This is a genomic window from Bradyrhizobium sp., assembly GCF_049691595.1.
Classification (GTDB): Bacteria; Pseudomonadota; Alphaproteobacteria; order Rhizobiales; family Xanthobacteraceae; genus Bradyrhizobium.
Genome location: NZ_JBAVNZ010000670.1, coordinates 1 through 11496 on the forward strand (window position 1 = coordinate 1; position 11496 = coordinate 11496).

General features: G+C 64.7%; 13 protein-coding genes. 8 read left to right on the forward strand and 5 right to left on the reverse strand.

Annotated features, from left to right (window positions below):
* The first annotated feature begins 105 nt into the window (after positions 1-105).
* Complete coding sequence (gene argJ, locus WCE35_RS26870) at positions 106-1365, forward strand: bifunctional glutamate N-acetyltransferase/amino-acid acetyltransferase ArgJ (protein WP_424596338.1); 1260 nt, start codon at positions 106-108, stop codon at positions 1363-1365.
* Entirely contained in the window at positions 1362-1763 is a 402-nt protein-coding gene (locus WCE35_RS26875) for a (deoxy)nucleoside triphosphate pyrophosphohydrolase (protein ID WP_424596339.1), read from the forward strand. The genes argJ and WCE35_RS26875 overlap by 4 nt, the downstream gene beginning before the upstream one ends.
* Positions 1764-2040: 277 nt before the next feature.
* Here the strand turns inward: WCE35_RS26875 and WCE35_RS26880 are convergent, their stop codons facing one another.
* Positions 2041-2880: a methyltransferase domain-containing protein gene (locus WCE35_RS26880; RefSeq protein WP_424596340.1), complete on the reverse strand. Its 840-nt coding sequence runs from the start codon at positions 2878-2880 to the stop codon at positions 2041-2043.
* Between the two features lie 231 nt (positions 2881-3111).
* Between WCE35_RS26880 and WCE35_RS26885 the strand changes: the two genes are divergently transcribed.
* From WCE35_RS26885 to WCE35_RS26900, 4 genes are read left to right on the forward strand one after another with little or no spacing between them, the layout of a single operon-like run.
* Positions 3112-3918, forward strand: coding sequence for a ComF family protein (locus tag WCE35_RS26885; protein WP_424596341.1), 807 nt, complete (start codon positions 3112-3114; stop codon positions 3916-3918).
* A gap of 28 nt (positions 3919-3946) precedes the next feature.
* Positions 3947-4222, forward strand: coding sequence for a glutaredoxin 3 (gene grxC, locus WCE35_RS26890; RefSeq protein ID WP_424596342.1), 276 nt, complete (start codon positions 3947-3949; stop codon positions 4220-4222).
* Positions 4219-5106, forward strand: a complete 888-nt coding sequence (locus tag WCE35_RS26895) for a carbon-nitrogen hydrolase family protein (RefSeq protein ID WP_424596343.1) — start codon at positions 4219-4221, stop codon at positions 5104-5106. Before grxC ends, WCE35_RS26895 begins: the two co-directional genes overlap by 4 nt.
* Positions 5103-5588, forward strand: coding sequence for a DUF1178 family protein (locus WCE35_RS26900; protein ID WP_424596344.1), 486 nt, complete (start codon positions 5103-5105; stop codon positions 5586-5588). The genes WCE35_RS26895 and WCE35_RS26900 overlap by 4 nt, the downstream gene beginning before the upstream one ends.
* A gap of 1 nt (position 5589) precedes the next feature.
* Here WCE35_RS26900 and WCE35_RS26905 read toward each other — a convergent pair whose 3' ends face one another.
* The 4 genes from WCE35_RS26905 to WCE35_RS26920 all read right to left on the reverse strand — a co-directional run bounded on the left by WCE35_RS26905 (position 5590) and on the right by WCE35_RS26920 (position 8281).
* Entirely contained in the window at positions 5590-6489 is a 900-nt protein-coding gene (locus WCE35_RS26905) for an EamA family transporter (RefSeq protein WP_424596345.1), read from the reverse strand.
* 160 nt (positions 6490-6649) lie between these two features.
* Positions 6650-6931, reverse strand: coding sequence for a GIY-YIG nuclease family protein (locus WCE35_RS26910; protein WP_424596346.1), 282 nt, complete (start codon positions 6929-6931; stop codon positions 6650-6652).
* A gap of 106 nt (positions 6932-7037) precedes the next feature.
* Complete coding sequence (ubiG, locus tag WCE35_RS26915) at positions 7038-7796, reverse strand: bifunctional 2-polyprenyl-6-hydroxyphenol methylase/3-demethylubiquinol 3-O-methyltransferase UbiG (RefSeq protein WP_424596347.1); 759 nt, start codon at positions 7794-7796, stop codon at positions 7038-7040.
* 17 nt (positions 7797-7813) lie between these two features.
* The gene (locus WCE35_RS26920) at positions 7814-8281 is read right to left on the reverse strand and encodes a PH domain-containing protein (RefSeq protein ID WP_424596348.1); all 468 of its coding nucleotides are present in this window, start codon (positions 8279-8281) and stop codon (positions 7814-7816) included.
* Between the two features lie 171 nt (positions 8282-8452).
* Here WCE35_RS26920 and WCE35_RS26925 point away from each other — a divergent pair, with 171 nt between their 5' ends.
* Together WCE35_RS26925 and WCE35_RS26930 are read left to right on the forward strand one after the other, a co-directional pair.
* Entirely contained in the window at positions 8453-9706 is a 1254-nt protein-coding gene (locus tag WCE35_RS26925; RefSeq protein WP_424596349.1) for an aspartate kinase, read from the forward strand.
* A 381-nt stretch (positions 9707-10087) separates the two neighbouring features.
* Positions 10088-11496: phosphoenolpyruvate-utilizing N-terminal domain-containing protein (locus tag WCE35_RS26930; protein WP_424596350.1), on the forward strand; the 1409-nt coding region annotated here is incomplete at its 3' end.

Consider the following 11496-nt stretch of genomic DNA (forward strand, 5'->3'; position numbering starts at 1 on the left):
GCCTTGAGCCGGGACGACACATTGGTGAGATCACTCCACACCCTCTCCCGCGCTACCGCTCGAGATGATACAGAGCGCTTCCGTTCTCGAAGCCGGAAGCCCCTCATGTCCACCGCAGTCTCCCCCCTCGCCCCGACCGAAATCCCCGCCATGCCCGCGATCGCGGGCGTGCGGCTCGCTACCGCTGCCGCGGGGATCCGCTACAAGGGCCGCACCGACGTGCTGCTCGCGGTGATGGACAAGGGCACCACCGTCGCCGGTGTCTTCACCCAATCGAAATGCCCCTCCGCGCCGGTGGAATGGTGCCGCGCCAAACTTGCCCGCGGCGGACCTTCCAAGGGAGGGTTTGCCCGCGCGCTGGTGGTGAATTCCGGCAATGCCAATGCGTTCACCGGCAAAACCGGCAAGCGGTCCACCGCGCTGACAGCCGCGATCGCCGCCAAAGCCGTCGGCTGCAGTGCCAATGAGGTGTATCTCGCCTCCACCGGCGTGATCGGCGAACCGCTGGACGCCGGCAAGTTCGACGGCGTGCTGGCGCGGCTCGCCGAGCGCGCCGCACCCGATGACTGGATCGGCGCGGCCAGGGCGATCATGACCACGGACACCTTCCCGAAGGTCGCAACCGCGACCGTCAAGCTCGGCGAGGCCAGGGTCACCATCAACGGCATGGCCAAGGGCGCCGGCATGATCGCGCCCGACATGGCGACCATGCTGTCGTTCGTCTTCACCGACGCGCCGCTGTCGTCCGCCGTGCTGCAATCGCTGCTCAAAAGCGGCGTCGAAGACAGCTTTAACGCCGTCACCATCGATGGCGATACCTCCACCTCGGATACCCTGCTCGCGTTCGCGACCGGCGCCGCCGCCGCCAATGGCGCGCCGAAAATCACCCGCGCCGGCGACCCGCGCCTGAAAGCCTTCACCAGGGCGTTTCGCGACGTGCTCGCCGATCTCGCCGAACAGGTGGCCCGCGACGGCGAAGGCGCGCGAAAACTGGTCGAGATCATCGTCGACGGCGCGACCACGAAAGCCTCGGCGCGGAAAATCGCGATGTCGGTGGCGAATTCGCCGCTGGTGAAGACCGCGATCGCCGGCGAGGACGCCAATTGGGGCCGCGTGGTGATGGCGGTCGGCAAGGCCGGCGAACCCGCCAACCGCGACAAGCTCGCGATCTCGTTCAACGGCATCCGCGTCGCCAAAAGCGGCGCGCGCGATCCGTCCTACAATGAGGCGGAAGTATCCGAGGCGATGAAGAACCCGAAGATCCAGATCAGGATCGGGCTTGGCCTCGGCAAGGGCCGCGACCGCGTGCTGACCTGCGACCTCACCAAGGAATATGTCGCGATCAACGGCGATTACCGGTCGTGAAACTCACCCTCGTGGTCGCCTGCGCGCTGGTCGATGCCGACAAGCGCGTGCTGATCGCGCAGCGCCCGGAGGGCAAGGCGCTCGCCGGACTGTGGGAATTTCCCGGCGGCAAGGTCGAGCCGGACGAGCGGCCGGAAGTGACCCTGATCCGCGAGCTGCACGAAGAGGTCGGCATCAGCGTGACGGAAGCCTGTCTCGCCCCGCTGACTTTCGCCAGCCATGCCTACGAGAACTTCCATCTGCTGATGCCGCTCTATATCTGCCGGCGCTGGGAAGGCCAGCTAACCGCGCGCGAGGGACAAAACCTCGCCTGGGTGCGTGCCAACAGGCTGCGCGACTATCCGATGCCGCCGGCGGATATTCCGCTGATCCCGCATCTGATCGATTTGCTGATGTGAGGTGACCGGTCGGCGGTACACCAGTGCCAAGACTCAAAATTGCGAAAACAACCCCATGCAAAGTAGAATGGGGCCCCGCTCGCGGCTGATTTGCCCGTCGGGTCGCAGTTGGAGACCGCCATCACCCCCCGCGTGAGCGCACTTGCGCTCATCGCTGGAGGTGCCGGAGCGCAGCGGAGGCCTCGAAGGGCGACGGCGCCACCGGTGTCCGCGGCGATCCTTCGAGGCTCGCTCCGCTCGCGCCTCAGGATGACGTTTCGTTATGTGGCGACACCCACTACTTCTTCCCCTTCACCGCCGCTTCCAAACTCGCCTTCGCCGACCCCGGCCGCAACGGCTGCTGCTGGCTTTCATGCGGTGCCCAGCCGGACAGCCAGATGACGTCGAAGGTCGCGCGGATGCGGCCGTCGGGATCGGCAAAGCGCTCGGCGTAAACCTGCGCCATCCGCAACATGGTGGCACGGCGCGTCGGGGTCCGCCGCCGCTCGATCAGGATGTTGGTCGCGCCCATCCTTCTGAGATCAGCCATCAGCGCGAACGCGCTGTCATAGCGCACCACGACGCGGTCAACGTCGGTAACCGGCAGCGCCAGACCCGCGCGCTGCAGCAGCGCGCCGACATCGCGCAGATCGGCAAACGGCACCACGCGCGGCGACACCCCGCCCTCGCATTCGGCCTCCGCCGCCGCAAAGGATTGCCGGAGCTCGGTCAGCGTATCGCCGCCGAGCATCGCCGCCAGCAACAGCCCGTCAGGTCTTAGCGCGCGGCGAATCTGCGCCAGCACACCCGGCAGGTCGTTGACGAATTGAAGGGCCAGCGCGGAGACGACGAGATCGAGCGACTCCGGCTTCAGCGGAAGCAACTCGGATTCATCGAGGCCGATATGGCTGATCGACCGGACACGGTCACCCGCCGATCCCCGCAGCGCGCCGCCTGGCGTCCAGATATCCGCGGCATCGGAAAAGCGCCGCGTCACCGCCTGCAACCGCTCGACCATGTCTTCGGCGACACGATCGAGCAGGAACGTGACCGGCCCGCCATGCCGTGCACGCTCCTGTCGCACGCGCAGCAGCGCGCGGTCGAACAGGATGGGCGCGGTAGTCCGGTTCGGGGCCATGCCGGTTGGTACGCCGATATCGGAGCATCTGGCAATCGGCTCTCGTGTCCCGGACGCGGTGCAGCGTGCAACGCTGCTCCGCAGAGCCGGGACCCATTCGTTTCCGGTAACATGGGCCCCGGATCAGCAGCGCACCACGCCGCGAAGGGGCGGCGCGCTGCGCAGCATCCGGGGAACGCGCCGTGAGGTTGGCCGCTTGAGCGGCGCGCCACCCGGCGGTAGCCTCCTGCCATGGACACCGAGGCATCCCCACGTTCCATCTCCACGCATCTACGCGGCGCCCTGAACGCCTGCCGAGGCGCGTGGGCGCAGACCGCGCGGCTCGCGCTCGACATCGCGCTGCCGACATTGTGCGTGGCCTGCCGCGAGCCGGTCGATGGCGAGGGTGTCTGCGCCGAATGCTGGTCAAAACTGTCGTTCATCGCAAAGCCGTTCTGCCCCCGGCTCGGCATTCCCTTTGTCTACGATCCCGGCCCTGAACTATTATCGATGGAAGCGATCGCCAATCCGCCAGCTTATGCGCGCGCCCGCGCCGCGGTGCGTTATGACGACGTCGCCCGCACGCTGGTGCATGCGCTGAAGTACCAGGACCGCACCGATCTGGCGCCGGCGATGGGCCGCTGGATGGCGCGCTCGGGCCAGGAATTGCTTGAAGATGCCGACGTGCTGGTGCCGGTTCCCCTGCATTGGCGGCGCGGCTGGAGCCGCCGCTACAACCAGTCCGGCGCGCTTGCGCGCGTCATTTCCCGCCAGAGCGGGGTCAAACTGGCTTCCGAAGCGCTTCGCCGCGTCCGGGCCACCGAGCAGCAGATCGGCCTGTCCCGTGCCCAGCGCGCCAGCAATGTGCAGGGCGCATTCAAGGTCGCCGCCGACCGGGGCAGTGATATTGCCGGCCGCCGGGTGGTGCTGATCGACGACGTTCTGACTTCCGGCGCCACCACGGACGCCTGCGCCAGGGCATTATTGCGCGCCAGGGCCGCGCAGGTCGACGTGCTGGTGTTCGCGCGGGTTGTGGACACCCATAAAGCTCCCATATAATTGGCAATCGTCCACAACAGAGCGCGTCATGGCCGCTGCCATTGAAATCTATACCCGTCCGGGCTGCGGCTATTGCACCGCCGCCAAGTCGCTGCTGACGCGCAAGCAGGCCGCGTTCACCGAATTCGACGTCGCCACCGATCCGACACGGCGTCGGGAGATGTGGAACCGGGCCGGCGAAGGCGCGACCTTTCCGCAGATATTCATTGGCAAAACCCATGTCGGCGGCTGCGACGAGCTTTATGCGCTCGACCGCGCGGGCAAGCTCGATGGGCTGCTGGCGGGCGAAAAGGCCGGCTTATGAGCGCCGACACCGTTTTCACCGCCGCCATGGTGCAGATGCGCACCGGGCTTCTGCCTGGGCCAAGCCTCGAGCAGGGCATCAAGCTGATCCGCGAGGCCGCCGCGCAAGGCGCCGACTATGTGCTCACCCCCGAGGTGAGCAACATGATGCAACTTAACCGCAAGGCGCTGTTCGAGCATCTCGCCGGCGAACAGGACGACCAGTCGCTGAAAGCCTATCGCGCGCTCGCGGCGGAATTGAAGATCCATCTCCATATCGGCTCGCTGGCGCTGCGGTTCTCGCCCGAGAAGGCGGTCAACCGCTCGTTCCTGATCGGGCCGGACGGCAATCTGCTCGCGAGCTACGACAAGATCCACATGTTCGATATCGATCTCCCCGGCGGCGAGAGCTATCGCGAATCCGCCAATTACCAGCCGGGCGAGACCGCCGTCATATCGGACCTGCCGTGGGGCCGCATCGGCCTGACGATCTGCTACGATTTGCGCTTCCCGGCGCTGTATCGCGCGCTGGCCGAGAGCGGCGCGTCGTTCCTCACCGTGCCTTCCGCCTTCACCCGCAAGACCGGCGAGGCGCACTGGCACACGCTGCTCCGCGCCCGCGCCATCGAGACCGGCTGCTTCGTGTTCGCCGCCGCCCAGGCCGGCCTGCATGAAAACAAGCGCGAGACTTTCGGGCACTCGCTGATCGTCGATCCCTGGGGCGTGGTGCTGGCCGAGGGCGGGGTCGAGCCCGGGGTTTTCCTCGCCGAGATCGATCCGTCGAAGGTGGAGACCGCGCGGCAAGCCATACCTTCGCTGCAGCACGGCCGGCGCTTTGGCGTCGCCGACCCCAAAGCTATTGAGGCCGGCCTGGAACATCTGCACCTCGTCGGGGGCTCGGCATGATCCGATACAACCTGCGCTGCGAGCGGGGCCACGCGTTCGAAAGCTGGTTCCAGAGTTCGTCCGCCTATGAAGCCCAGGAAAAGCGCAAGCTGGTGAACTGCCCGGTTTGCGGCTCGGCCAAGGTCGAGCGGGCGATCATGGCCCCGCAGATCGTGAGCAGGAAGGGCCGCGAAAACCCCGTTCCCGCGCCGGTCGCGCCCGCGGATACTGCCACGACGGAAGTGGCGGCACAGGGTTCGACACCCCTTTTGATGGCGCAGGAGCGCGAGCTGCGTGCCAAGCTGAAAGAGTTGCGCGATCATATCGTCAAGAACGCCGACAATGTCGGCGAACGTTTTCCCAATGAAGCGCGCAAGATGCACTACGGCGATATCGAGCATCGCCCGATCTACGGCGAGGCATCGCCGGATGAGGCGCGCGCGCTGATCGAGGAAGGCGTCGAGGTTTCACCACTGCCGGTGCTGCCGGACGACAGGAATTGATTTACACCGCCACCAATAGCGCCACGCCGATCACGATCAGCGCGATGCCGGACAATTCGCGCGCCGACAGCGGTTGCTTGAACGAGTAGTACGACACAGCTTGCGCGAACAGCACCTCGACCAGCGCCAGCGTGCGCACATTGGCGGCCGCGGTCAGCGCGAACGCCAGAAACCAGAATTGCGAGGCGAAAGCACCCATGAAGCCCGCGAGCATCGAGGGCTTCCAAAGCTCCAGAATTTTCCGGAGCACGTCGGGCGCGCGCAGCAACAGATAGATCGTCAGCACCAGCGTCTGCACCAACAGGCCGAACACCAGCGTATAGGACGCCGCGGTAACGAAGGAGACCCCGGGCACGGTAATGATCGCGCCGCGAAAACCGATCGCCGACAGCGCGAAGGCGGCAGCCGCCACCAGCCCGATGATGGTCGGTTTCAATTCGGCAAAACCCTTTTCGCCGCCCGGCCGCAGCGCGGTGATGACCACGCCGACCGTGGCAATAATGATCGCGATCACTTTCAGCCAGGTGAGGTGATCGCCGAGGAAGATGAAGCCGAAAATCGCGGTCTGGATCGCCTCGGTTTTCAGGTAAGCGGTGGTCACCACAAAAGAACGGTCGTTCATGGCGAGCAGCATCAACCCGGTGGCGATGATCTGGCTGAGCGCGCCCAGCAGCAGCCACGGCCAGAACGCCGCCGTCGGCCACGGCACGCGGTCGCCGGTCGCCGCGACCACGACGGCGAAGAAAAAAATCGAGAACGGAAAACCGAACAGGAAACGGATATTGGTCGCGCCCCAGGTGCCGAGCGGCCCGGTCAGCGACCGCTGCATCGCATTGCGCGCGACCTGCCCGAGCGCGGCCGTGATGGTGAAGGGAATCCAGAGCGAGGCGATGCTGAACATTGGGATTCATTGTCGGCGGGAAATCGCAGCCACCGTGCCGGGCGCGGGGCACGCGGTCAACTGAAACGCGCATGACAGGATTGCGGGAGAATGAAAAACTACCGTCGTCCCTGCGAACGCAGGGACCCATAACCACAGGGCTTAGTTTGAGGCATAACCGTTAAACCAGCAAATCGCTGAGATCACGCCATTCAAGGTTTTCCTGCTCGATCAGCTCAATCTTCCAATCCCGCTTCCAACGCTTTAGCTGCTTTTCGCGTGCGATTGCTTCCTCGGCGCGATCGTAAGATTCGACGTAGACCAAGCGGAAAACACCATACGCCTTAACGAATGAGGAGCCCTCGCCGTTGCGATGCTGTTCCAGTCGCTTCCGCAGCGAATTGGTCACCCCAATATACAGGGTACCGTGGCGACGACTTGCGAGGATGTAGACGTAATACATGCTCGGAACAGGGATTAGATGTGGAACGGTTCGTGCTAAGATATGCAGGCCGGTGGTTATGGGTCCCTGCTTTCGCAGGGACGACGAAAGATATTGGCGCCGCTACCTACACCCCCTCCGCCACCACCATGTAGTTCACGTCCATGTCGGAGGAGATATTCCATTTGTCGGCAAGCGGGTTGTAGACCACGCCGGCCTGTTCGGTGATGGCGAGCTTGTTGTTGGCCAGATGATGCGTCAGTTCGTCGGGGGTGACGAACTTGTTCCACTGATGGGTACCGCGCGGCAGCCAGCGCAGCACGTATTCGGCGCCGACGATGGCGAGCGCAAAGCTTTTCCAGTTGCGGTTCAACGTCGAGATCACCATCATCCCGCCCGGCTTGAGCATTGCCGTGCAGCGATTGAGGAAGATGCCGACATCGGTGACGTGCTCGACCACTTCCATCGCCAGCACGATGTCGAAGCGTTCGCGCACGTCCATCTCCTCGACGGTGGTGCAGCGGTAGTCGATCGACAAATGGCCCTTGTCAGCATGCAGTTTTGCGGCGGCGATATTGCTGGCGGACGGATCGATCCCGATCACCTGGGCGCCAAGCCGGGTGAACGGTTCGCACAACAGCCCCGCGCCGCAGCCGATATCGAGGATACGCAGGCCCGCCAGGCAGTTCAGGCTTTTGACGTTGCGCTCGAACTTGCGGCAGGCGGCGTCGCGGATATAGGTCAGCCGCAGGGGATTGATCTTGTGCAGCGGCGCCATCTTGCCGCGAGGATCCCACCACTCGTCCGACAGCCTTGAGAATTTCGCGATCTCGGCCGGATCGACCGTGCTGCCCGAGGCGCCGGATATGTTCGATTGCATGGCCATGGATATCACTGCCGCTTCTAGTGCGTGGTGATCGAATTGCGGAACGAAAGCGGCGAGGCGATGGTCTCGATGGTTTCCTTGCCCTCGCCGACGCCCATGATCGTCACGTCGCCGTAATTCAGGATGCGGCCTAGAATACTCTGGTTGACGTCGACGCTTTCGACCTTGTCGAGGCTCATCTCGAACGTGCGGCGCTTGATGAACCCGGTCTTGTGGACGACACGCAGATTGGTGACGTCGGTCTCGGTGGTCCAGCGGTGGAACCAGGCCCTGGCGGTCCAGTACAGCGCGGCGATCGCGACCACGGCGGACGACGCCAGGCACAGCAGGATCAGGCTGTCGGTCGTGGTGGAGCGCGACAGGACCAATAGAATCAAGGCCAGGATCCAGGCCGCGATCGCCGGTAAATAGAATATCCAGTGCGCGTTGGTCGAATACAGCACCTTCTCTCCGGGCTGCAGGATTTCATCGATATAACGTCCCATGCCAATCCGCCTCTTTTACCACTACACCACAGCCTTCCGGCACCGGCCGATAGCCGGCGGAACCCGCTTGCCCCCGGCCGCGCCGCTATGTATACGCGCGTTTCGGTCCCCGCGCTTTCGGTTTCTGGGCGGGTTAACCCACTTATCCTCTCAGGGAATGCACGAATCGTCATGGGCCGCCTCGTGATGAAGTTCGGCGGCACATCCGTCGCCAATATCGATCGAATCCACAATGTCGCCCGCCATGTGAAACGCGAGGTCGATGCCGGCCACGACGTCGCCGTAGTGGTGTCGGCGATGGCCGGCAAGACCAACGAGCTGGTGGAATGGTGCCGCGACGCCTCGCCGATGCACGATGCGCGCGAATATGACGCGGTGGTGGCGTCCGGCGAACAGGTCACCTCCGGCCTGCTCGCGATCGCGCTGCAGGGAATCGGTATCCAGGCGCGCTCCTGGCAGGGTTGGCAGATCCCGATCCGGACCAGCGACGCCCACGCGTCGGCGCGGATCCTGGAGATCGACGGCTCCGAGATTATCAGCCGCTTCAAGGACCGTAAGGAAGTCGCCGTGATCGCCGGATTCCAGGGCATCAATCCCGCCACCAACCGTGTAACCACGCTTGGCCGCGGCGGCTCCGACACCTCGGCGGTGGCGATCGCGGCCGCCATTCACGCCGGCCGCTGCGATATCTACACCGACGTCGACGGCGTCTATACCACCGACCCGCGCGTGGTTCCAAAGGCGCGGCGGCTCGACAAGATCGCGTTCGAGGACATGCTGGAGCTGGCCTCGCAAGGCGCCAAGGTATTGCAGGTGCGCTCGGTGGAACTCGGCATGGTACACAACATGCCGGTATTCGTCCGTTCCAGCTTCGACAAGCCTGAGGACATCGACCCGCACGGCACGCCACCCGGCACGCTGATCTGCAGCGAGGAGGAAATCATGGAAAGCCACATCGTCACCGGCATCGCCTTCTCCAGGGACGAAGCGCAGATTTCCGTGCGCCAGATCGAGGACAAGCCGGGGGTCGCTGCCGCGATCTTCGGGCCACTGGCAGACGCCAACATCAATGTCGACATGATCGTGCAGAACGTCTCCGAGGACGGCAAGACCACCGACCTGACCTTCACCGTGCCGGCGTCGGACTACACCCGCGCCCGCGACACGATTACCTCGGCCAAGAGCAAGATCGGCTATGCGCGCTTCGACAGCGCCACCGACGTGGCCAAGGTCTCGGTCATCGGCAGCGGCATGCGCAGCCATGCCGGCGTCGCCGCCAAAGCGTTCAAGGCGCTGTCCGAGCGCAATATCAACATTCGCGCCATCACCACCTCCGAGATCAAATTTTCGGTGCTGATCGACGCCGCCTACACCGAACTCGCGGTGCGCACGCTGCACACGCTCTATGGCCTCGACCAGGCCTAGAACAATTTTCTCCTGGAGCGCGATCAGCAGAAGCGGCGACCGGTTTTGCGTCCGATTGCGCTCCAAATATTGTGTTTGGGCGCATGATCTGATCGCCAAACCGCTCCCGCCCTGGCGGACCATGCGCTTCGCGCCCGCAGCATTGGCCTGACAGAGACGTTATTGCGACCGGCAGGCGTTTTGCTTGGCAAATCGAGCCTCGATTGGCTATACGGCCTGATAGGTGCGCTGCCCAAAACTGTGGCACAGTTTTGGCGATCCCGATTCGGCCGGAATCCGGGTTTGCGGCGGCGCCCAATGAATAAAATTGTTGGACTGTTGTGTTTTGCCCCGGCTACCGGCCACCCGGGATGCCGACTTTTCGGAGGAGGATTTCCAGATATGCGGAGCACGTCGGGAGGTCCCCGCGTCTTGTTGAGACGGCTCCGCGAAACCATGGCGGAGCAGGTCTCGGCCCAGGAGCGGCTGGACAAGATCGTGGTGCTGATCGCGGCCAATATGGTGGCCGAGGTCTGCTCGACCTATGTGCTGCGCGTCGACAACACGCTCGAGCTCTACGCTACCGAAGGCCTGAACCGCGAGGCCGTGCATCGAACGGTTCTCAGCGCGAATGAGGGCCTGGTCGGCCTGGTCGCCAGCGAGGCGACGCCGCTCAATTTGAGCGACGCGCAGAGCCACCGCGCCTTCTCGTTCCGCCCCGAGACCGGCGAGGAAATCTACCATTCGTTCCTCGGCGTTCCGATTCTGCGCGCCGGCAATACGCTCGGCGTGCTGGTGGTGCAGAACCGCGCCAAGCGCACCTATGTCGAGGAGGAGGTCGAGGCACTGCAGACCACCGCGATGGTGCTGGCCGAGATGATCGCCTCAGGCGAATTGTCGTCGCTGGCGCAGCCCGGTGCCGAGCCGGCGGCGCGGCATTCCCTGCACAAGACCGGCGCGATCCTGTCGGAGGGCATCGCGCTCGGCCATGTCGTGCTGCACGAGCCGCGCGTCGTCATCACCAATTACATCGCCGAGGACCTGCCGAAGGAAATCAAGCGGCTGGACGCGGCGCTGACCAAATTGCGCGCCGATCTCGACCGCATGCTGGAACGCGGCGATGTCGCCGAAGGCGGCGAACACCGCGAGGTGCTGGAAGCCTACCGCATGTTCGCCAACGATCACGGCTGGTCGCACAAGCTGCACGAGGCCGTCGCCACCGGCCTCACCGCGGAGGCCGCCGTCGAGCGCGTGCAGTCCGATACCCGCGCGCGCATGCTGCGTTCGACCGATCATTATCTGCGCGATCGCCTGCACGACCTCGAGGATCTCGGCCATCGCCTGATGCGGCAGCTGGTCGGCCGGGACCACGCGCCGTCGCGCGAGCAACTGCCCGACAACGCGATCCTGATCGCGCGCGCGATGGGGCCCGCGGCGCTGCTCGACTACGACCGCAAGCGGTTGCGCGGGCTGGTGCTGGAAGAAGGCACCGCCAATTCGCACGTCTCGATCGTGGCGCGCGCGCTCGGCATCCCCGCGGTCGGCGAAGTGCCGAACGCGCCGGGCATTGCCGATCCCGGCGACGCCATCATCGTCGACGGCACCTCGGGCGAGATTTACGTGCGGCCCTCGGCCGAGATCGAATCGGCCTATGCCGAGCGGGTGCGGTTTCGCGCCCGGCGGCAGGCGCAGTATTCGGCGCTGCGCGACAAGCCCTGCGTGACCAGGGACGGCCAGCATATCGAGCTGATGATCAACGCCGGCCTGACCATCGACCTGCCGCATATCGACGACACCGGCAGCGCCGGCAT